This is a genomic window from Streptomyces sp. 7N604 (assembly GCF_052245475.1).
GTDB lineage: Bacteria > Actinomycetota > Actinomycetes > Streptomycetales > Streptomycetaceae > Streptomyces.
Map to the genome: position 1 here is coordinate 476369 of NZ_JBQQBX010000001.1, position 21886 is coordinate 498254.

General features: G+C 72.7%; 18 protein-coding genes. 6 read left to right on the forward strand and 12 right to left on the reverse strand.

Going from position 1 to position 21886, the window contains the following annotated elements; translation table 11 throughout:
• Window positions 1-77: 77 nt before the first annotated feature.
• Window positions 78-752 (reverse strand): TerB family tellurite resistance protein, encoded by a 675-nt coding sequence (locus ACTWP8_RS02175; protein WP_443320410.1) that lies wholly within the window; start codon window positions 750-752, stop codon window positions 78-80.
• A 274-nt stretch (window positions 753-1026) separates the two neighbouring features.
• A complete protein-coding gene (gene leuA / locus ACTWP8_RS02180; protein WP_443320411.1) occupies window positions 1027-2811 on the reverse strand; it encodes a 2-isopropylmalate synthase in 1785 nt (594 codons plus the stop codon).
• Window positions 2812-3108: 297 nt separating this feature from the next.
• On the opposite strand from leuA, the gene ACTWP8_RS02185 reads away from it, so the two are divergent.
• Both ACTWP8_RS02185 and ACTWP8_RS02190 read left to right on the forward strand, forming a co-directional pair.
• On the forward strand, window positions 3109-4212 hold the full coding sequence (locus ACTWP8_RS02185) for a M4 family metallopeptidase (RefSeq protein ID WP_443320412.1): 1104 nt from the start codon (window positions 3109-3111) through the stop codon (window positions 4210-4212).
• A 27-nt stretch (window positions 4213-4239) separates the two neighbouring features.
• Entirely contained in the window at window positions 4240-4506 is a 267-nt protein-coding gene (locus ACTWP8_RS02190) for a protealysin inhibitor emfourin (RefSeq protein WP_443318646.1), read from the forward strand.
• 54 nt (window positions 4507-4560) lie between these two features.
• On the opposite strand, the gene era is transcribed toward ACTWP8_RS02190, so the two are convergent.
• Window positions 4561-5502 (reverse strand): GTPase Era, encoded by a 942-nt coding sequence (gene era / locus ACTWP8_RS02195; RefSeq protein WP_443320413.1) that lies wholly within the window; start codon window positions 5500-5502, stop codon window positions 4561-4563.
• A 332-nt stretch (window positions 5503-5834) separates the two neighbouring features.
• Between era and ACTWP8_RS02200 the strand changes: the two genes are divergently transcribed.
• The 4 genes from ACTWP8_RS02200 to ACTWP8_RS02215 all read left to right on the forward strand — a co-directional run bounded on the left by ACTWP8_RS02200 (window position 5835) and on the right by ACTWP8_RS02215 (window position 12767).
• Window positions 5835-6038 (forward strand): hypothetical protein, encoded by a 204-nt coding sequence (locus ACTWP8_RS02200; protein WP_443320414.1) that lies wholly within the window; start codon window positions 5835-5837, stop codon window positions 6036-6038.
• A gap of 117 nt (window positions 6039-6155) precedes the next feature.
• Window positions 6156-9389, forward strand: a complete 3234-nt coding sequence (locus ACTWP8_RS02205; protein WP_443320415.1) for a lantibiotic dehydratase — start codon at window positions 6156-6158, stop codon at window positions 9387-9389.
• A 77-nt stretch (window positions 9390-9466) separates the two neighbouring features.
• Complete coding sequence (locus tag ACTWP8_RS02210; RefSeq protein WP_443320416.1) at window positions 9467-10750, forward strand: lanthionine synthetase C family protein; 1284 nt, start codon at window positions 9467-9469, stop codon at window positions 10748-10750.
• Window positions 10751-10775: 25 nt separating this feature from the next.
• Window positions 10776-12767, forward strand: coding sequence for an ABC transporter ATP-binding protein (locus tag ACTWP8_RS02215; RefSeq protein WP_443320417.1), 1992 nt, complete (start codon window positions 10776-10778; stop codon window positions 12765-12767).
• On the opposite strand, the gene ACTWP8_RS02220 is transcribed toward ACTWP8_RS02215, so the two are convergent.
• The 9 genes from ACTWP8_RS02220 to ACTWP8_RS02260 all read right to left on the reverse strand — a co-directional run bounded on the left by ACTWP8_RS02220 (window position 12754) and on the right by ACTWP8_RS02260 (window position 21867).
• The gene (locus tag ACTWP8_RS02220) at window positions 12754-13107 is read right to left on the reverse strand and encodes a cytidine deaminase (protein ID WP_443318641.1); all 354 of its coding nucleotides are present in this window, start codon (window positions 13105-13107) and stop codon (window positions 12754-12756) included. The genes ACTWP8_RS02215 and ACTWP8_RS02220 overlap by 14 nt on opposite strands.
• A 117-nt stretch (window positions 13108-13224) precedes the next feature.
• Window positions 13225-14598, reverse strand: a complete 1374-nt coding sequence (locus ACTWP8_RS02225; protein ID WP_443320418.1) for a hemolysin family protein — start codon at window positions 14596-14598, stop codon at window positions 13225-13227.
• Between the two features lie 13 nt (window positions 14599-14611).
• Window positions 14612-15109 carry an rRNA maturation RNase YbeY gene (gene ybeY / locus ACTWP8_RS02230; protein WP_443320419.1) on the reverse strand — a complete coding sequence of 166 codons (498 nt, stop codon included), beginning with the start codon at window positions 15107-15109 and terminating at the stop codon, window positions 14612-14614.
• Window positions 15110-15137: 28 nt separating this feature from the next.
• Complete coding sequence (locus ACTWP8_RS02235) at window positions 15138-16139, reverse strand: PhoH family protein (RefSeq protein ID WP_443320420.1); 1002 nt, start codon at window positions 16137-16139, stop codon at window positions 15138-15140.
• Between the two features lie 214 nt (window positions 16140-16353).
• Window positions 16354-17475, reverse strand: coding sequence for a carbohydrate kinase family protein (locus ACTWP8_RS02240; protein WP_443320455.1), 1122 nt, complete (start codon window positions 17473-17475; stop codon window positions 16354-16356).
• Window positions 17476-17673: 198 nt separating this feature from the next.
• Window positions 17674-19089, reverse strand: a complete 1416-nt coding sequence (locus ACTWP8_RS02245) for a M1 family metallopeptidase (protein ID WP_443320421.1) — start codon at window positions 19087-19089, stop codon at window positions 17674-17676.
• 293 nt (window positions 19090-19382) lie between these two features.
• Complete coding sequence (locus tag ACTWP8_RS02250; RefSeq protein WP_443320422.1) at window positions 19383-20306, reverse strand: ribonuclease Z; 924 nt, start codon at window positions 20304-20306, stop codon at window positions 19383-19385.
• Window positions 20307-20325: 19 nt separating this feature from the next.
• Entirely contained in the window at window positions 20326-20685 is a 360-nt protein-coding gene (locus ACTWP8_RS02255) for a histidine triad nucleotide-binding protein (RefSeq protein ID WP_443314857.1), read from the reverse strand.
• 93 nt (window positions 20686-20778) lie between these two features.
• Complete coding sequence (locus tag ACTWP8_RS02260; RefSeq protein ID WP_443320423.1) at window positions 20779-21867, reverse strand: tetratricopeptide repeat protein; 1089 nt, start codon at window positions 21865-21867, stop codon at window positions 20779-20781.
• Between the last annotated feature and the right edge of the window lie 19 nt (window positions 21868-21886).

Here is a 21886-nt window from a genome sequence, read left to right on the forward strand (position 1 = left end):
GAAGGGGCGGCTCGGGCCGTCGGGGGCGAACCTGGGCCCCTCCGTACGCCACAGGCCCGTACGACTCCGGGACGGGCCTACGACGGCGTGCGGGCCGCGGCTGCCAGCAGGCGGTCGGTGTCCTCCGGGCCGATGAGGAGGGCGCGGCCGACGGCCGCCAGGGCCTGCCGCTCGGCCGGGCTGTACGGCCCGTCGGCGAGGGCGATCCGGGCGCCCTGCAGCAGAATGCCCTCGCGCCCGGCGGGTGCGAGGTGCGGGGCCAGGGGCTCGAGGGACTCGTGGAGTTCGATGGTGAGCGCGGTGCCGCCCTTCGCGCCGTCCTCGAAGCGGCACGGCAGGCGCCCGGTGTCGGCTGCCAGCGCTTCGACGAGCGCGAGCAGCTGCTCGCCCGTACAGTCCTCGAACCCGGCGCCGCGCACCGCGCCGACCGCGGCCTCGCGGACCGAACGGTCCTGCGCGCCGCCCGCCGCGAGGACGGCGAGGGCCACGGTGTGCACGGCGTCCCGGAGCATCCCGGAGAAGCGGTGGGTGGTCGGGTGGTCGAGCACGTCGGCGCCGAAGCGGCCGCGGCAGCAGGAGCATTCGACGACCGGGGCCGCGGATCCGCGCGGGAGGAGCGGGAGTCCGAGCACGGCGAGGCGGCGGCGGCCGGTGCGGCGGCGGTAGTTGCGGTCGCCCCCGCAGTCGGGGCAGAAGAACTCGCCGTCTCCGACCGTGCGCCAGGTCGTGCGCACTCCCCACACGCGCTGCATAGCGCACCTCCGGCGCGTAGGCCCAAGAGTTTCCCGACTCGTCCCGACACGGTCCGCTGCTGCTCGGTGACTCTTCGGCAACGGCGCCGTGTTGGAGGTGATGTTAACCACATCGATGATGTGCCGTCAGCACCCCCTGCCGAGGGAAACGGTCCCGGACCCGGGCCCGCAATTGCACAACCCCTGCCCGCCTGGGCGTTTTGCACCCGGGCGGGCAGGGGCTGAAAAAACGAGTCGGGCACTGCGGCCGCAACGGGGCGGCCGACGGACCCCGTCAGGCGCGAGCGGCTCGGTTGACCGCCGAGACGACCGCCTTCAGGGAGGCGCGGGTCGTGTTGGGGTCGATGCCGATGCCCCACAGGACCTTGCCGTCGATGGCGCACTCGATGTACGCGGCGGCGCGGGCGCTGGCCCCCTCGCTCATCGTGTGCTCCTGGTAGTCCAGCAGCCGGGCGTCGACGCCGATCGCCGCCAGCGCCTCGAAGAACGCGGAGATCGGACCGTTGCCGGTGCCGGCCAGGACCGTGTCCTGCCCGTCCACCACGGCCTCGACGGTCAGCGTGTCCGTGCCGTCCTTGTCGGTCGTGGTCTGCCCGGCCCGCAGCTGGATGCGGCCCCACGGGTTGTCTGGATTCGGCAGGTATTCGTCCTGGAAGACGTCCCAGATGTCCTTCGGCGTGACCTCGCCGCCCTCGGCGTCGGTCTTCGCCTGGATGATCTTCGAGAACTCGATCTGCATCCGGCGCGGCAGGTCCAGCTTGTGGTCGTTCTTCAGGACGTACGCGATACCGCCCTTGCCGGACTGGGAGTTGACGCGAATGACCGCCTCGTACGACCGGCCGACGTCCTTGGGGTCGATCGGCAGGTACGGCACGGCCCACTCGATGTCGTCGACCGTCTTGCCCTGCTCCGCCGCGTCGGCCTCCATCGACTCGAAGCCCTTCTTGATGGCGTCCTGGTGGGAGCCGGAGAAGGAGGTGTAGACCAGGTCGCCCGCGTAGGGGTGGCGCGGGTGGATGGTCATCTGGTTGCAGTACTCGGCAGTCCGGCGGATCTCGTCGATCTGCGAGAAGTCGATCTGCGGGTCGACGCCCTGGGAGAAGAGGTTCATGCCCAGCGTCACCAGGTCGACGTTGCCGGTCCGCTCGCCCTGCCCGAACAGGCAGCCCTCGATGCGGTCCGCGCCCGCCATGATGGCCAGCTCGGCGGCGGCCACGGCCGTACCGCGGTCGTTGTGCGGGTGCACGGACAGGCAGACGTGCTCACGCCGCGACAGGTTCCGCGACATCCACTCGAAGCGGTCGGCGTGCGTGCTCGGCGTCGAACGCTCCACGGTGGCGGGCAGGTTGAGGATGATCTCGCGGCCGTCCTCGGGCTGCCAGACGTCCATGACGCCCTCGCAGACCTCCAGCGCGAAGTCCAGCTCAGTGTCCGTGAAGATCTCCGGGCTGTACTGGTAGCCGAAGGCCGTCCGGTCGTCCAGCAGCTTCTCCGCGTACTCCATCACCAGCCGGGTGCCGTCGGTGGCGATGGCCTTGACCTGCTCGCGGGTGCCGCGGAAGACGACCCGGCGGAAGACCGGAGCGGTCGCGTTGTAGAGGTGGACCGTGGCCCGGTGAGCGCCCCGCAGCGACTCCACCGTGCGCTCGATCAGCTCCTCGCGGGCCTGGGTGAGGACGGAGATCGTCACGTCCTCCGGAATCGCACCCTCCTCGATGATCGAGCGGACGAAGTCGAAGTCCGTCTGGCCGGAGGAGGGGAAGCCGACCTCGATCTCCTTGTAGCCCATCCTCACCAGGAGGTCGAACATCGCGCGCTTGCGGGCGGGCGACATCGGGTCGATCAGCGCCTGGTTGCCGTCCCGCAGGTCGGTGGACAGCCAGCGGGGGGCCTTGGTGATGCGGTTGTCCGGCCAGGTGCGGTCGGGGATGTCCACGGCCTCGTACGGCGTGTACTTGTGGATCGGCATCCCGGACGGCTTCTGCGTGACACCGGCTGCCGTGATGGGGGTGGGTCGGCCTACGGAATTCGCGGATGCGGAATTCGGGGCGGTCGTCATGTGGGCTGGGCTCCTGTCGAATGGGCTTCGACGGCCGACGGGGCGGCGGTGGGCAACACCGGACTCCGCGGGGAGGGGGTCGGCCTACGACTACAGGCCCTCGCCGCGGCAGCTAAGGAGAAGCAGCCCGAAACGCATGATGCGCAGAAGCCTAACCGAGCTGCGCGGGTGAACCGAGTCCGTTTCAGTATGCAAGACGTGTCGGCGGTGACCACCGAAGAGTGATGAATCACTCCATTTCACTAACTGCCGTCGCCATGGGTGACAGGACCATGACCATGTGCCACATTGCGCAGCATGACTGCATATCTCATGCACGCCACCCAACCCGTCTTCTGCACGATCGTGCCGCCCCACCTCCTCGACCGGCTCGCCAGGTCGGGCGACCCGGCGCTCGCCGGGCCTGCCCGCCGCACCCTGGAGCGGGACGCCTCGCAGCGCACCCGCCGCCGGCTGACCACGGTTGCGGGCCCACTCGCCGCAGCCGCCCGGCGCGGCCCCTCCGACCGGCCTGAGCGGACCATCTGCGACGCGGAGCACCGCGAGGAGCTGCCGGGCCGCGAGGTGCGCCGCGAGGGCGACGAGCCGGTGCGGGACGCGACCGTCAACCGCGCCTACGCCGGGCTCGGCGCGACCTTCGAGCTCTACCTCAAGGAGTTCGCCCGCGACTCCATCGACGGCGAGGGGCTGCCGCTGGACGCGACCGTCCACTACGGCGAGGACTACGGCAACGCCTTCTGGGACGGCGAGCGGATGGTCTTCGGGGACGGTGACGGCGAGGTCTTCCTCGACTTCACGATTCCGGTGGATGTCATCGGCCACGAGCTGACCCACGGCGTCACGCAGTACACCGCCAATCTCGAGTACTTCGGCCAGTCGGGCGCGCTCAACGAGTCCGTGTCCGACGTCTTCGGCTCGCTGATCAAGCAGTACGCGCTCGGCCAGACCGCGGGCGAGGCGGACTGGCTGATCGGTGCCGGGCTGCTCGCCCCGCGCGTCAGCGGGGTGGCGCTGCGCTCGATGAAGGCCCCGGGGACGGCGTACGACGACGACGTCCTCGGCAAGGACCCGCAGCCCGCCACGATGGACGACTACGTCCGCACGAACAGCGACAACGGCGGGGTGCACATCAACTCGGGCATCCCGAACCACGCCTTCTACCTCGCCGCCCGGAGCCTGGGCGGGCACGCCTGGGAGCGGGCCGGGCAGATCTGGTACGACGTGCTGACCGGCGGCGAGCTGGCCGCGGACGCGGAGTTCGCCGACTTCGCCCGGCTCACCGTCGCCGCCGCGCGGGCCCGCTACGGCGAGGGCGAGGAGCAGGAGGCGCTGCTGAAGGCCTGGTCCCGGGTGGGCGTACCGGCGGCGCGGCGGATGGAGCCGCGGAATCCTGGGACGTAACCGGCCGAAGCGGGTACTGATGAACCCATGCGAATTCACGTGAGGCGCACTGGAGGGTTCGCGGGCATCGACCGCCACGCCGAGGTGGACACCTCGGGACGGCCCGACGCCCAGGAGTGGCGTGCCCTGGCCGAGCAGGCGGCCGCCGACGGCCGGGACACGCCCCCGGTCGGTGTGCCCGACGGCTTCAGCTACCAGATCACGATCGACGACCGCACCGTCTACTGCTCCGACCCGCGGCTCACCGAGCCGCAGCGGAAGCTGATCACGCGGGTGCTGAAGGAAGGCTCGTAGGCTCGGAGCGATCTCCGGCCCGGCCGGCGGGCTCAGAAGCCCGGCCGGCGAGGCTCAGAAGCCCAGCCTCCGCAGCTGCTTGGGGTCCCGCTGCCAGTCCTTGGCGACCTTCACGTGGAGGTCCAGGAAGACCGGGGTCCCGAGCAGGGCTTCGATGTGCTTGCGCGACGTGCTGCCCACCTCCTTCAGGCGGGCGCCCTTCGGGCCGATGACGATGCCCTTCTGGCTGGGCCGCTCGATGTAGAGGTTGGCGTGGACGTCCAGCAGCGGCCGGTCGGCGGGGCGGCCCTCGCGCGGCAGCATCTCCTCGACGACGACCGCGATCGAGTGCGGCAACTCGTCCCGTACGCCCTCCAGCGCGGCCTCGCGGATCAGCTCGGCGACCATGACCTGCTCGGGCTCGTCGGTGAGGTCGCCCTCCGGGTAGAGCGCGGGGCCCTCGGGCAGCAGCGGGACGAGCAGGTCCGCGAGCAGCCCGACCTGCCTGTCGCCTACGGCCGACACAGGCACGATCTCGGCCCACTCGACGCCCAGCTCCTTGCCGAGCCGGTCGACGGCGATGAGCTGCTCGGCGAGCCGGTCGGAGTCCACCAGGTCGGTCTTGGTGACGACCGCGACCTTGGGGGTCTTCCGGATTCCGGCGAGCTCGGTGGCGATGTACCGGTCGCCCGGGCCGATCTTCTGGTCCGCGGGGAGACAGCAACCGATGACGTCCACCTCGGCCCACGTCGTCCGTACGACGTCGTTGAGCCGCTCGCCGAGCAGCGTGCGGGGCTTGTGCAGTCCCGGGGTGTCGACGAGGACGAGTTGCGCGTCGGGGCGGTGCACGATGCCGCGGACGGTGTGCCGGGTGGTCTGCGGTCGCGTGGAGGTGATCGCCACCTTCGTCCCCACCAGGGCGTTGGTCAGGGTCGACTTGCCCGCGTTGGGGCGGCCGACGAAGCACGCGAAGCCCGCGCGGTGGGGGACCTGGGCGGGGGAGGAAGGTGCACTCATGGCGACCATTCTCCCCGATGCGGACGCCTCCTCCGTACGCATCGGAGGCCGCGGGCGGCCGAAATGGGCGTGGGAATTCAGGGGGCGCTGCGCCGGTGGAATTCCCCGGCGCTTTTCGATGGTGACGTTTCCGCAGGTCACAGCAGGTAGAGCATAGGCCAGTGACCTGCATTTAAACACCCCCTTGGGGAATTTCCTTCGGATGAGGTAAATGGGCTTGCTGCTATTGGGTTACTCATGGGAAGGCGCAACGCTGGAAACGTTTGCGCAAGCGAGCCGGAGCTCCCCGATCGCCAATTCCGCATTCGTCACATGGAAAGGAGGGAAAGACCATGCCGATCTCCGCTGTCGTCAATGATCCGGCCGAGGATGTCTTCGATCTGGACATCCGCGAAACCGCCGAGGTGACCCCGGACAACGCGCCTCACGCCACGGGGTTCGCCACGTTCTGCGGCACCTGCCTCTCGTGCCCGGCCACCTGTGGTGACACCTGCGCCACCTTCTGCGGCACCTGTCTCACCTGCCCGCAGTGCTAGCAGCGGGCAGCGGTCCCCAGTGACCGCGGTGGGGTGCCTTTCCGCTCCGCGGGGAGGCACCCCGCTCATACGGATCGACGCCCGACCCGAAATAGCGAGCACAGACTGCGAGGGCTTATGAGCACTGATTCCCTTTTCTCCTGTCCGGGTTCCGCGTTGCTGCGCGCGCCGGTTCACCCGGAATGGCGCGCCCGGGAAACGTGCGATATAGCCGCGGACGGTTCCCTGGCGGGCGGGGAAAAACTGGTCGACCGGATCCGCCGCCTCGCGGCGGATCCGCTGGTGCGCGAGGCGGTCGCGGTCTCGAGCCCGTCCCTGGCGCGCAGCCTGGACCTGATCGCCGGGGCCGGAGGCGGTGGCAGGGAGAGCGGTGACGGCGAGAGCGGCCGCGAGCTGCCGGACATGGCCGCACTGCGGCGCGCGGCGCGGGCACTGGCCCGCTACCGGCTGCGGATGGCGACCCGCTGCACGCCCTTCGGGCTGATGGCGGGTGTCGCGGCAGCCGAGTTCGTCGACGACCCGGCCGAGGTCAAGGTGCGGCTGGGGGAAGGCCACCGGCGCGCCGCCCGGCCCGACCGGAAGTGGCTGATGGGCCTGGTGACGGGATGGGAGGAGCGCCCCGAGGTGCTGCGGCAGCTGCGGGTGACGGTCAACAACCTCTGCTTCGTGCGCGGTGACCGGCTGGTCCTGCCGTATCTGCCCGACACCGCGGGAGGCGGCGGCGAGGGGCGGGCGGTCCACGAGGTGAGCGTGCGTCACACCGCCGCGGTGCGCGCCGTACGGGAAGCCGCCCGCGCTCCGGTGCCGTACGCCGAGTTGGAACGGCGGCTGTCGGCGGCCTTTCCGGCCGCACCCCGGGGCGCGGCCGCTGCCATGCTCGGGCGGCTGATCGGAAAGGAGATCCTCCTCACCGACCTGCGCCCGCCGCTGGAGGCGACCGATCCGCTCGCGTACGTCCTGAACCGGCTCGCGGACCTCCCGGACTCCTCCTCGCCGCCCGACCTCCCGCCGCTGCGGGACATCCGGCGGCGACTGTCCGACTACTGCGCCCGCCCCCTGGGAGATGGGCGCGCGGCCTGGCGCGAACTGACCGCCCGGATGGGCCGCTTGCGCGCCGGAGAGCAGCTCGTGCAGGTGGATCTGGCGGTCGACGCCGACGTACGGCTGCCGCGGACGGTGGCCGAGGAGGCCGAGCGGGCGGCCGGGCTGCTGTGGCGGCTGGGCCCCCGGGGGAGCGACCACGGTCCCCTGGCGGACTACCACGCGGACTTCCTGGAGCGGTACGGCAGCGACCGCCTCGTTCCGGTGAAGGAACTGCTCGACCCCGGCATCGGGCTGGGGGCACCGGCCGGCTATGTGCGCCCGCGCAGCAGCCGCTCCCCGCGTCCGGCCCACGGCCGGGACCCCGAGCGGGACGCGGTGCTGGCCGGGCTCGCCGAGGAGGCGGTCCTGGCCGGCGAGCCCGAAGTCGTACTGACCGACGACGCCGAGGACCCGGTGGTCTCCCGGCTCTCCCGCGACACGGGGGTCCCGCCCGGGTCGGTGGAGCTGTTCACCCAGCTGCTGGCCGACTCGCCCACGGCGCTGCAGGAAGGGCGGTTCCGCCTGGTCGTGGTCGGCGGGGCCGCGCAGGCGGGCGCGGTCTCCGGCCGGTTCGCCCATCTGCTGCCCGAGGGCGCCCGAGCCGCGCTGGACGCGCTGGCGCGCACCATCGGCACGCGCTCGCCCGGAGCGGCGCGGGCGCAGCTGACGTTCCCGTCCCCCAACTCGCGCAGCGGCAATGTGGCCCAGGTGCCCCGGCTGCTGGAGCGCCTGATTCCGGTCGCCGTCTTCGCCGACCGCGACGACCCGCACACCCTCGACGTGGACAGCCTGCTGGTGGGCGCCGACCCGCACCGGCTGTTCGTCGTGGACCGCGCCACCGGCCGGGAGGTGGTGCCCACGGTGTTCCACATGCTCACCACGCAGTGGAACGCACCGAACGTCGCCCGCTTCCTGCGCGAGGTCTCCGCCACGGGCGAGCGTGCCTGGAGGCTGTGGGACTGGGGCGCGGCCGAGGCACTGCCGTACCTTCCGCGGGTGCGCTACGGGCGTACCGTGCTCGCCCCCGCCCGGTGGCGGCCCGCTCCCGAAGTCCTCGACCAGGAGGCCCCGTTCGGCCGGTGGGCGGCCGCCGTGCGCGCCTGGCGGGACCGATGGAGGGTGCCGCGCCGGCTGTGCACCGGATACGCCGACCACCGGCTGGAACTGGACCTCGGCGACGAGGAGCATCTGCGGCTGCTGCGCCACGAGCTGGGGCGCCACCCGGAGGCCCTGCTGTACGAGGCGCTGGTGACGGGGGAGGACGAGGCGGGGGAAGGCGAGTGGGGCTGGCTCACCGGTCCGGGCGGCGCGCACCGGAACGAACTGGTCATCCCCCTGGTGGCGCGGCGCACCGGCACCGCTGACGTGCCGCGCTCCGCACCAGCCGTGCCGCGCTCCGCGCCGGTCGAGCACCCGCCCGGCGGCGAGTGGCTGTACGCGTCGGTGTACTGCGCGAAAGAGCGCCAGACGGACCTCCTGGCGACCGAAGTGCCCCCGCTGATCGAGGAGTTGCCTTCGGGCGTCGACCGCTGGTTCTTCCTCCGGTACCGGGACGAGGACGACCATCTGCGATTCCGCTTCCACGGGCCGCCCGCCACGCTCGCCGGCGAGGTCCTGCCGCGCCTGCACGACTGGATGGCCCGGCTGCGCAGGCAGGGCCTGGCGTGGCGGCTCACCCTGGACACCTATGTCCCGGAGTGGGAGCGGTACGGCGGCCCGGAAGCCATGGAAGCCGCCGAGCGCGCGTTCCACGCCGACAGCGTCGCCGTCATCCGGCAGCTCGGACTGCGGCAGGGCGGACAGCTCACAGTCGACCCCCTGCTGCTCGTGGCGGCGGGCTACGTCGATCTCGCCCGTACGTTCTGGTACCCGCAGGACGCGAGCGGGGGCGCGGAGCCCGCGTGGGCGAGCTGGCTGCTGGAGGCGTTCCCCAAGGGCGAGGCACACGCGGCGTTCAAGGGCGTGCGCCGGGACGCCGTACGCCTCATCGACCCCTACGGCGGCTGGGAGGCGCTGTGCGAGCAGCCCGGCGGCGCGTCCCTGCGGCAGGCGTGGGACCACCGGGCCCGGGCCTTCGCCGACTACGGGCGGCTCCTGTACGAGCTGGGGCCGCGGGCCTGGACGTCGCCGCAGGACGTCCTGCCCTCGCTCTTCCACATGCACCACAACCGCCTCATCGGGGCGGACCGGGACGGGGAACGGGCCTCCTGCGCGGTGGCCCGGGGCGCTGTCCAGGCCCACCGGGACCGCCGCAGGTGGGCGCCGTGACGGCCGCGCCGCGGCGTCCGGCGCGCCGTTCCCCGGCCCCACCGTCGTCCGCCGTCCGGAAACGGGCCGGGCAGGTCGTGACCGCCCTGACCGAGCACCTCGCGGGACCCGACCGGGTCGCGGCGGTGGCGACCGCCCCCGGGAACGTCGACCACCTCCCGGACGGCCCGGTACGCGTCCCGTGGGCCCCGCTGTCGCTCGCGGAGGGACACCCCGGTGTGGCCCTGCTCTTCGCGGAGCTGTCCCGCTCCGTTCCCCGGCACCGCACCACCGCGCACGCGCACCTGTCGACCGCCGCCCAGGCCACGGCCGCGCCGACCTCCGGCGGGCTGTTCGACGGCGCGGCCCCGCTGGCGTTCGCGGCCTGGGCGGCGCGGCACGGACCGGGTGACTACGCGACCCTGCTGGACCGCCTCGACGACCGCGTGACGGCACAAGTGGAGCGCCTGCTCGCGGCCGAGGAGGAGCGCCTGCGAGCGGGCCGGGCCGGAGCGCCCATGCACGCCTACGACGTGATCAGCGGGGCGACCGGCCTCGGCCGCTATCTGCTCCTGCGCCGGCCCCGCCACCAGGAGCTGCTGGCCCGCGTCCTGTCCTATCTGGTCCGGCTGACCGAACCGGTCAGCGCCCACGGCCACACCGTTCCCGGCTGGTGGGTGCGCGGAGGCCCGGCGACCGCCGCCGACGACGACCCCGACTACCCCCGCGGGCACTTCAACCTCGGCCTGGCGCACGGCATCCCCGGGCCGATGGCGCTCCTCGCGCTCGCCCGGGAGGCGGGCGTACGCGTCCCCGGCCAGGACGAGGCCATCACCCGCGTCTGTGCATGGCTGCTCAACTGGCGGACGGCCGGAGGGCGGTGGCCGTGGGTGATCCCCTTCGATTGGCATATGAAGGCCGGTGACCGGACGGCTCCGCTGCCGCCCGGGCGCACCGCCTGGTGTTACGGCACCCCGGGCGTCGCATGGGCGGTGTACCTCGCGGGGCGTGCCCTGTCCCGTACCGGCTGGCAGCGGACCGCCGTCGACGCACTCGCCGCCGACCTCGACGACGTCCGGGGACTCTTCGACTCCTCCCTGTGCCACGGCCGGACCGGAGTGCTGCTCATCACCTGGCGGATGGCGCGCGACAGCGGCGACAGCCGCCTCACCGCGCAGCTGCCGCACCTCGCCGCCCCGGTCATCGACGCCTACGACCCGCAACTCCCGTTCGGATACCGGTACTCGGCCCCGACCATGCGGGTCGCCGGTGACCGGGCCGGTTTCCTCGAAGGCGCGGCCGGGATCGCCCTGGCCCTGCACACGTACGCGACGGACAGCGAGCCGGACACCCCCTGGGATGCGGCTCTCCTGCTCAGCTGAACCGAGAAGGGGATGTGGTGACGGGATGAGGTTTCCGGGTCTCGGCCGGACGGCCGGAGCGCGCAAGGGCTCCACCGAGGCGGGCGCATGCGGGAGCGAGGCGCTGCTCTTCGGCGGCCGCCTGCGCTGGGATCTCGGGTTCAGCCGCCACGAACTGGCGTCGCTGAACCTGTCGTTCACCGCGATGGCGCGCCGGCTGCCGCAGGTGCTCGCCGAGAGCGTTCGCCTGGCCTGGGCGGCCGACCGGGCCGCGCTGCTGATGGTCGCCGTGGCCGCGCTGGGGAAGGCCGCCGCCCAGGCCACGGGGCTGCTGGCGACGAACAAGGTGCTGGTCGCCCTGTTCGCGGGCGGTCCGACGCCCGGGAAGGTGGCGGCCGCCACCCCCTCCCTGATGGTCCTCGGCGCCGTCGCGGGCTTCGCCGCCCTCATGCAGTCGCTCTCCACGGCCGCCACGGGGCGGCTCGAGCCGAAGGTGGAGCGCGTGGCGACGCTCAGGTTTCTGCACCACGCCGCGCGCGTGGAGCTGGCGGCGATCGAGGACGCGGGGTTCCACCGGCTTCTCGACGCCGCCCAGCACGCCACGGCCTCGGCCCGCCGCATGATCGGCTACTGCGTCGGCGTGATCGACGCCGTGGCGGTCCTGATCGCCGCCGCCGGGGTGCTCACGGTCCTGAACCCCGTACTGCTCCCGCTGCTGGGCCTGATCGCGGTGCCCCGGGGGTGGGCCGCGGTGCGCACCGCGCGCCGCCGGTACGAGTCGGTGCAGGCCTGGCTGGAGCACTCCCGGGCCAGCCATCTGCTCGCCGGTCTGTTCACCCAGCAGGAGGCGGCCCAGGAGGTGCGGGTGCACGGTGCGGGCGCGTTCCTGCTGGAGCACTACGCGGGCATGGCCGTGGCCGCCGAGGCCGAGCAGACCCGCCTGGCCGGCAAGCAGGCCCGGACCGATCTGGCGGCGTCGGCCCTGTCCGGTCTGGCCACCGCCGGGACGTACGCCGTACTGGGCCTGCTGCTGATCGGCGGAGGGCTGCCGCTCGCCGTCGCCGGCACCGCCGTGATCGCGATCCGGACCACCACCGGCAACCTCTCCGCGCTGGTGCTCCAGGTCAACCACCTGTACGAGGAGGGGCTGTTCCTGAAGGATCTGGATACCTTGCACACCGAGGCCGACCGGCGGGCCATCCCGGCGGGAGGCGCCGGCGTCCCCCGGGAGCCGGAGGTGGTCCGGGTGGAGAAGGCCGGCTTCAGCTACCCGGGCCGCACGGAACCGGCGCTGCACGGCGTCAGCCTGACCCTGCGGCGCGGCCAGGTGGTGGCCCTGGTCGGCGAGAACGGCTCGGGCAAGACCACGCTGGCCAAACTGATCGCCGGGCTCTACGAACCGGACACCGGCCGCATCACCTGGGACGGTGTCGACGCCAGGGAGCTCGACCGCCGTCAGCTCTTCGACCGCGTCGCCCTGGTCACCCAGGACTTCCAGCGCTGGCCGTTCACGGCGAGGGCCAACGTCGTCATCGGCCGCCCGGACAGCCCCCTGGACGAACACGCCCTGGACCGCGCCGCCGACTACGCCGGCGTCCGCCGGATCGTCGGCTCCCTGCCCAAGGGCTGGGACAGCCTGGTCCACCGCGCCTTCACCGGCGGCGTGCAGCTCTCCGGCGGCCAGTGGCAGCGGCTCGGCCTCGCCCGCGCCCACTACCGGTCCGCGCCCCTGCTGATCTGCGACGAGCCCACCGCGGCCCTGGACCCCAGAGCCGAGATCGAGGCGTTCGACAAGATCCGCGCCCTGGCGGCGCAGGGCCACACCGTCGTCCTCATCACCCACCGGCTCGCCTCGGTCCGGCACGCCGACCACATCTACGTACTCGACCGCGGACATCTCATCGAGGAGGGCACTCACCCCGAACTCCTGGACCGCGAGGGGCACTTCGCCCGTCTGTACCGCCTCCAGGCCGCGCAGTACGCCAGCGGCCCGGACGGGCAGGGCGACCGGGCCGCGGACGGGCTCAGCCCGCGGTGACGGAGGCGCGGAGGGTGCCGTCGGGGGCGGCGAGGAGGACGGGCGTGTCCGGGCCGCCCAGATCGCGTACGGCGGCGCGGTCGGCGTCGGCGGCAGCCGGCTCATCGGTGACGACGGCCGCGGCCTCCAGGGACGTGGCGCCACTGGCCACGGCCATCGCGACAGCGGTCTGCAGCGCGCTGAGCTTGAGCGACGCGAGATCGACGGTCCCGGCGACGTAGGTCCTGCCGGTCTCGTCCCGTACGGCCGCGCCCTCGGGCACGGCGTTCCGCGCCCGCGCGGAGCGGGCCAGCGTGATGATCTTGCGGTCTTCGGGGTCCAGGGCATCGCTGTCGGTCATGGGGCGATCATAGAGAGCCGACCACCCGGCCCGGCGTACGCCCCCGGACCCCTGAGGACTGGGGCGGAGCCCCAGTCCCGGGCCACCTCGGCGGCGGAATTCTCCAGATCCGCGGGGTTACGGCGCCACCACGCCGTCGCCCGCCTCCATGGAGCGGACCGGCTCCACCAGCACCGTGACAATCCGGTTCCGGCGGCCCGCAGGGGACTCCGCGGTCAGGCGCAGGGCCTTGAGCGCCGGGCCGGTGGGGTTGCTCCCCCAGCTACCGCTGGGGGTGCCCCCACCGGCCGAGCCGGAGGGAGCCTCCTCCGAGAGGTCCACCTCGGCCGTCGCGCCCGCGATCGGCACCCGCCCGAGGGACTTGGCGAGCAGCCCGCCGACCGTCTCCACGTCCTCGTCGTCCAGCTCGAGGCCGTACAGGTCGCCCAGGTCGCCGATGTCGAGCCGGGCCGTGACGCGGTACCGCTCCTCCCCCAGCTCCTCCACCGGCGGCAGCTCGCGGTCGTACTCGTCGGTGATCTCGCCGACGATCTCCTCGAGGATGTCCTCGATGGTGACGATGCCGGCCGTCCCGCCGTACTCGTCGATGACGACCGCGACGTGGTTGCGCTCCTTCTGCATCTCGCGCAGCAGGTCGCCCGCGTTCTTGGTGTCGGGCACGAAGGTGGCGGGCCGCATCGCGGTGGAGACCAGGTCGCTCTCGGCCTCCCGGTTGATGTGCGTCTTCCGGGCCAGGTCCTTGAGGTAGACGATGCCGACGATGTCGTCCTCGCTCTCGCCGGTCACCGGTATGCGGGAGAAGCCGGAGCGCAGGGCGAGGGTGAGGGCCTGGCGGATGGTCTTGGCGCGCTCGATGACGACGAGGTCGGTGCGCGGCACCATCACCTCGCGGACGAGGGTGTCACCCAGCTCGAAGACCGAGTGCACCATGCGGCGCTCCTCGTCCTCGATGAGCTGCTCCGACTCCGCCAGGTCGACCAGGGCGCGCAGCTCGGCCTCCGAGGCGAAGGGGCCCTTGCGGAAGCCCTTGCCGGGGGTGAAGGCGTTGCCGAGGAGGATCAGCAGCTGCGGGATCGGGCCCATGACGCGGGCGAGCGGCAGCAGGACGTACGCCGCGGCGGTGGCGGTGTTCAGCGGGTGCTGGCGGCCGATGGTGCGCGGCGAGACGCCGACGGCGACGTAGGAGACGAGGATCATCACGCCGAGCGCGACGGCCAGCGCCTCCCAGGTCTGATCGAACTCCCGCAGGCAGGCGTAGGTGACGAAGACGCCCGCCCCCATCTCGCAGGCGACCCGGACCAGCAGCGCCACATTGAGATAGCGGGTCGGGTCGCCGGCGACGGCGAGCAGCCGGGCGCTGCCGCGCCGCCCGGAGCGCACGGCCTCCTCGGCGCGGAAGCGGGTCGTACGGGCCAGGCCCGCCTCGGCGCAGGCGGCGAGCCAGGCGATCACGACCAGCAGCACGGCCGCCGCGATGAACTGCCCGGTCATCGTGTCCGTCCCGTCATCGGGTGGTGGGCGCCGGGGAGGGCCCCGCGACGCCGCGCTCGGTGCGCCAGCCGTCGATGATGGCCTTCTGCAGACCGAACATCTCGGCCCGCTCGCCGGGCTCCTCGTGGTCGTAACCGAGCAGGTGCAGGACGCCGTGCACGGTGAGGAGCTGGAGCTCCTCGTCCATCGAGTGCTGCGTCGGCGCCTCCTCACCCTGCTTCCGCGCCACTTCGGGGCACAGCACGATGTCGCCGAGGAGCCCCTGCGGGGGCTCCTCGTCGTCCTTCGCGGGCGGGCGCAGCTCGTCCATCGGGAAGGACATGACATCCGTGGGCCCCGGCAGGTCCATCCACTGGATGTGGAGCTGCTCCATGGCGGCGGCGTCGACGACGATCACCGAGAGCTCGGAGAGCGGGTGGATCCGCATCCGCGCGAGGGCGTAGCGGGCGACGTCCAGGATCGCCTGCTCGTTGATGTCCGTGCCGGACTCGTTGTTGACGTCGATCGACATTGCGCTGTGTCTGGCTCTTTCGGTGATGTCACTGCCCGTTGCGGCTGTCGTACTGCTCGTACGCGTCGACAATACGGCCGACCAGCTTGTGCCGGACCACATCGGTGCTGTTGAGGATCGAGAAGTGGACGTCCTCGACGCCGTCGAGGATCTCCCGCACCTGGCGCAGGCCGCTCTTCGTGCCGCCCGGCAGGTCGACCTGGGTGACGTCACCCGTGATCACGATCTTGGAGTCGAAGCCGAGCCGGGTGAGGAACATCTTCATCTGCTCGGGGTTCGTGTTCTGCGCCTCGTCGAGGATGATGAACGCGTCGTTGAGCGTCCGGCCGCGCATGTACGCCAGCGGGGCCACCTCGATCGTCCCGGCCGCCATCAGCCGCGGGATCGAGTCGGGGTCCAGCATGTCGTGGAGCGCGTCGTAGAGCGGGCGCAGATACGGGTCGATCTTCTCGTAGAGCGTGCCGGGCAGGAAGCCGAGCCGCTCGCCCGCCTCGACCGCGGGACGGGTCAGGATGATCCGGTTGACCTGCTTGGACTGCAGGGCCTGGACCGCCTTCGCCATGGCGAGATAGGTCTTGCCGGTGCCCGCGGGGCCGATGCCGAAGACCACCGTGTGCTTGTCGATGGCGTCGACGTACCGCTTCTGGTTGAGGGTCTTGGGGCGGATCGTGCGGCCGCGGCTGGAGAGGATGTTCTGGGTGAGCACCTCGGAGGGGGTCTCGGCCGCTCCCGCCGCGCTGGCCTCCTCGCGCAGCATGGCGATCGAGCGTTCCACCGCGTCCTCCGACATCGGCTGCCCGGTGCGGAGCACCAGCATCATCTCGTCGAACAGACGCTGGACCAGCGCGACTTCCTTGGAGTCCCCCGTCACGCTGATCTCGTTGCCGCGCACGTGGATGTCGGTCGACGGGAACTCCTTCTCGATCACGCGCAGAAGAGAGTCACCGGACCCCAGAACCATCACCATGGGGTGCTTGGGCGAGACGGTGAAGTGGGCGGTTGCCTGCGAACGTGTGGGTGTCTGAGTCATGGGCCGGCTCTCTGGCCTGCTGACCCCGCCTTCTGTGTGCTCGACGTGCCGCACGCCGGTCCGTACGGCCCCTTGATACTCCCAGACTACGACGGAGCACCGACAACACCCGAGGGCTTTTCACCGTCCGGCTCCGGCGGTCACCGTCCGGCTCCGGCGGTCACCGTCCGGCTTCGGCGGTCACCGTCCGGTTCCGGCGTTGCCCGGCTCTGGCTCAGCGCTGCCGGAACCCGATCGTGGGGACAGCGCGGCGCAGCGGGAGGGGGCGGGCGGCCGCGGGCAGCAGGTCGTCGAGGAACCCGTAGTGGCGCAGGGCGGCCACCTGGTCGTCGTAGGACTTCGCGTGCTGCCACCAGGCCGCGATCTCGACCCAGCCGGGGGCGGAGAGCGAGCCGCCGAACTCCTGGACGGACAGGGCGGCGGTCAGGCCCGCGAAGGCGAGCCGGTCGGCGAGCGGCCAGCCCGCCAGCGTGCCGGTGACGAAGCCCGCCATGAAGACGTCCCCGGCGCCGGTCGTGTCGAGCGCCTCGACCGCGATGGCGGGCACGGCGGCGGTCTCGCCGGTGCCGCCGTCGACGGCGTACGCGCCCTCGGCGCCCAGCGTCACCACGGCCAGCGGCACCTTGTCGGCGAGCGCGCGGGCGGCGGCGCGCGGGCTGTCGGTGCGGGTGTACCGCATCGCCTCCTCGGCGTTGGGGAGGAAGGCTTCGCAGCGCCCGAGGTCGGCGAGCGCCGACAGCTCCCAGCGGCCCGTGTCGTCCCAGCCGACGTCCGCGAAGATCCGGCTGCCGCGGCCCGCGGCGGACGCGATCCAGTCCTCCTGGCGGCCGGGGGCCAGCGAGGCGACGCAGGCGCGGGACGGGGGCGGGCAGTCGGGGGCGGGGTCGGGCGGGGGCGCCTCGTGGCCGTGCGAGACCATCGTGCGCTCGCCCTCGTACGCCATGGAGACGGTGACCGGGGAGTGCCATCCGGGCACGCGGTGCGACTGGGACAGGTCGATGCCTTCGCCGTTCTCGAGGCTGTCCCAGCAGTAGTCGCCATAGACGTCGTCGCCGAAGGCGGCGGCGAGCGAGGTGCGCAGGCCGAGCCGGGCCAGAGCGGTGGCCATGTTGGCGACCCCGCCGGGGCTCGAGCCCATGCCCTGCGCCCAGGACTCGGTGCCGCGGACGGGGGCGCTGTCGAGTCCGGTGAAGATGATGTCCAGGAAGACGGTGCCGGTGAGATAGACGTCGACGGGCGGATCGGCGGGCGTGCGGAGGGGGGCGAGCGGGTCCACGAGGTGGCTGCTCGCAGCGGGGACGCTCTCCGCTCCGGCCGCCGGGCGGGGCGGCCTGATTCTGTCGCTTCCCTTCACGCTCCGCTCCTCGGCTCGACGGCGATGGGTGGGGGGTGGGGCTACGGCTGGACGACGGCTGGGTGATGGCTGCGCGATCGCTGGGTTCACGGCCGGGTGATGGTCGGCTGTTGGCCGAGCGATCAGTGCAGGTCGATCCCCTGTGACCCATCGTATGGACCGGGTCGGACATGGGCCGGGTCAGCGGATGCCGTGCTCGCGCCAGAAGGGGCCGAGGTCCTTGTGCGCGACGGCCTCCGCGGCGCGCTGGAAGGTGGCGGTGGTGGACACGCCGTACCAGCGGTCGCGGGCGTAGTTCCGCAGCAGCCGGGCCATCGCGGGGCCGCCGATCTCCCGCTCCAGGTCGTGCAGCGCGCATGAACCGCCCTCGTAGACGGCGGCCTTCCACGCACCGCCGCCCCGCGCCGCCCAGTGGCCCATGGAGCGGGCCGCGTCCGCGGCCGGCCGGCAGCCGGGGCGGTGGTCGCCGCGGAAGACGTCCTCGGCGTAGACGGCGAAGGCCTCGTCCAGCCAGGGCGAGCCGAACTGGTCGTTGCCGATGATGCCGTACCACCACTGGTGTGCCACCTCGTGCACCGTCGCGCTGCCCGCCGCGCCCGGGTTGAGCGAGCCCGGGTTGAGCGAGCCCGCGTTGAGCAGGACGAGCCCGGGGTACTCCATGTCGCCCCCGGTGGCGTCGAATCCGTCGTGCAGGACGAGATCCACCTCGCCGTACGGATAGCGGCCGAAGCGCGCACCGAAGTCGTCGACGGCCTCGGCGGCGACGCGCCGTGCCGCGTCGGCGGCCGGGGCCGGAGTGGCGGCGGTGCGGTAGGCGGTGATCCGGATTCCGGAGGGTGAGAGGGCGGTTGCCGTGCGGAAGGGGCCCGCGGCGAAGGCGAAGTCGCGGGCCTGGCGCGCGGTGGCGGTGGTAACGGTCCGGCCGCCGGGCTCTCCGCGGCGTGTGGTGGCGGTGCCGGTCGTGGGCACGTTCAGGGCCGAGGGGTGGTCGAGCCGTACCCGGAAGTCGGCGGCGAGAGTGTAGTAGCTCTCGCCGAAACCGACGTCGGGGTCGAGGTGCCAGCCGTGTGTGGCGTCCCGTACGGCCAGCACGGGCAGGGCGTTGCCCAGGAAGCGATACGGGCCGTGCCGGCCGAAGCGCTCGGCCCGGTCGGGCACGGTGACCGCCAGATCGAATCCGACGGTGCCACGGGCGCCGTGCGGGAGCGGCTCCGGCAGGTCGACGCGGAGGGCGGTGCAGCCGGCGGACAGCCCGCGGGCGGTGCCGCCCTCGACGCGCGTGACCTGCACGGGGGTTGTCCTGCCTGCCGGGCCGCAGCCGTCCCAGGCGTTGCCCCAGAGCCGCAGATACACCTCGCGCAGGGGCGTGCCTCCGGTGTTGGTGAACGACACGGTCTGTCGTCCGGTCCATCGGGTGGCTGTGGCGTCGGCGCGCAGGCGGATGTCGTACGCGAGGTGGGCGGGCCCGGCGTCGGTGCGGGCGGTGGCCGCGGCGGGCACCGGCCGGGCAGCCCGCTCGGCGAGCCCGGCACCGGGTACGGCCAGCAGCGCTGCGAGCGCCGCGGCCAGCATGCTGATGCGGACGGTCGGCCTCATTGCGCCCCGCTCCCCGCCGGTGCGGCAACGCCCTCCGGGCGCGCCTTTCCAGGCTACGGCGGCCCGCCCGCCACCGCCTGATGAAGCTGTGGGCATTCGTTCCGCGGGGCGATGGGGGTACTCCCATGCCGTTCAGGCTATGGGGGAGGGTGGGCACAGCGACCCGCACCCGGCAACGGCGCGCACCCCCGCCGAGGGGTTGCCGTTTCGTACGCGGCCGCGGGCCGGTGGCCGGTTTGTGCCCACCCGTACCCCCATCGCCCCGCGGAACGAATGCCCACAACCGGCCGAGGTTAGCGGCGCTTCGGCATCGGGATGCGGTCCAGGTCGCGGGCGATCGTCAGCTCGCCCTCGTAGCCCGCCGCGCGGGCCTGCCGTTCGAACTCGGCGGGCTCCGAGTAGCGCTGCGAGAAGTGCGTCAGCACCAGATGCCGTACGCCCGACTCCGCTGCGGCGCGGCCCGCCTGGCCTGCCGTCAGGTGCCCGTATTCCTCCGCGAGTTCCACCGCGTCGTCGAGAAACGTCGACTCGATGACGAGCATGTCGCAGCCCTCGGCGAGCGCGTACACGCCGTCGCACATGCGGGTGTCCATGACGAACGCGAAGCGCTGCCCCCGCCGTACCTCGCTGACCTGCTCGACGGTGACCGTGCCGTGCTCGGCGGTGGCGAGCGCGCCGTCGTGCTGCAGGCGCCCGATGTCCGGCCCTGCGATCCCGTACGCCGCCAGCAGCTCCGGCAGCATGCGGCGGCCGTCCGGCTCGGTGAGGCGGTAGCCGAAGGCCTCCACGGGATGCGAGAGCTTGTGGGCCTCCAGCGTGAACCGGGGCTGGGACGCGAGCACTCCGCCGTCGCCCGAGACGGCCTGCTCGATCAGACGGACCTTCTCGCGGTACGCGGTGGCGTAGCGCAGCCGCCCGAAGAAGCGCTCGCCGCTCGCCGGGTAGTGAGCGGTGACCGGGTGCGGCACCCGGTCGAGGTTGATGCGCTGGATGACCCCGGCCAGGCCCAGCGAGTGGTCGCCGTGGAAGTGCGTGACGCAGATCCGGTTGATGTCGTGGGCCGCCACGCCCGCGAGCAGCATCTGCCGCTGGGTGCCCTCGCCGGGGTCGAAGAGGATGCCCTCGCCGTCCCAGCGCAGCAGATAGCCGTTGTGGTTCCGGTGCCGGGTGGGCACCTGGCTGGCTGTGCCGAGGACGACGAGTTCGCGGGCGGACAACGGGAGCTCTTTTCCCGCCCTATCCCGGGGGCCAGTTGAAGCCGCGGCCGCCGAGGACGTGCGCATGGGCGTGCCAGACCGTCTGGCCCGCGCCGCTGCCGGTGTTGAACACGATGCGGTAGCCGGTCCCGTCGACCTTGTCCTCGGCCGCGACCTCGCCCGCCTCGCGCAGCACGTCCGCCGTGAGCTGCGGGTCGGCGGCCGCGAGGGTGGCGGCGTCCCGGTAGTGGGCCTTGGGGACGACGAGGACGTGCGTGGGCGCCTGGGGGTTGATGTCGCGGAACGCGAGGGTGGTGTCGGTTTCGCGCACGACGTCAGCCGGGACCTCCCCCACGACGATCTTGCAGAACAGGCAGTCGTCCTGCCGCTCTCCGGCCATGCCCGGGCCTCCTTCGCGCGGATCATTCGCGCAGGTGATCAAATGCAGCCGATCATTACGGACCGCATGCTATCGGCCCGTACCTCCCGTACTTCAATCCTTGGGCCTGCGCCGCCGGAGCGCCGCCCGGCAGCCCCAGTACGCCAGGACCACCAGCCAGACGGACGGCGCGACGGTCGTGCCCATGAAGCCCGGGTTCGTCCACGGCACGGCCACGACCAGCACCGAGATCACCGCCACCACCCCGATCGCGCAGGCCAGCACGGCGACGGGCGCGCAGTGCCGGGCCAGCGAGAGCAGCGGGGCCCGCAGCCGCTCCGGGATCCTGGACCGTACGCGCCACGCCCAGGCCGCCCACAGCGCGGCGATCACGGCGAGCGCTCCGAGGCGGGGACCGAGCTCTCCGGGCTGCGGCGGAGTGCCCTGGCCCGCGCCGGACGAGGCGGCGCCGATCATCCCGGCGAACAGGCCGAGCGCGGCGATCCAGCGGGCCTTGGCGACCGCGCCGAAGACCATGACCTCCAGGTTGTGGCGGGCGGTGCGGTCCTCGAGGTCGACGGCTGCGACGTCGGCGAAGCCCTCGAGCGCCAGGCTCCAGCGGCTGCGGCGGCCCAGGCGCCGGTTCATGTGCAGGACGGAGAGATTGTTGCGGGCGTAGGTGTTCTCCGGGTCGAGCCGCAGCGCCTCGCGGTAGGCCTGCTCCGCGACCGGGTAGTTGCGCAGCGTCTGGGCGGTCATGCCGATCATGTAGTGCGCGCGGGACTCCTCGGGCTCGAGGTGGACGACGTGGCGGGCGACCTCGTACGCCTCGCCCGCGCGGCCCTGGCGCAACAGCGTGCTGGCGAGGACGAGATGGCCGCCCCAGTAGCCGGGCTCGGCGCGCACGGCCTCGTGCGCGGCGGCGGCCGCCTCCTCGTACCGGCCGAGGTCGCTCAGCGCGGCCGCCCGCGTCTGCCAGACCCTCGCCTGCGAGGGGTCGGCGGCCAGCGACTCGTCCGCGGCCCGCAGCGCCCCCTCGTTGTCGTCGAGGAGGGAGCGGCAGCGGGCCAGCTCGGCCCAGGCGGCGGCGCTGCCGGGGTCGTCGGCGAGGTACTGGACGAGCAGCGCGGCCGCCTGCTCGTACCGGCCCAGGTCGGCGAGGGCCTGGGCGCGGCGCAGGGTTTCGACGGCCGCGGCGGTCACCGGCGCCTGCCGTGGTTTC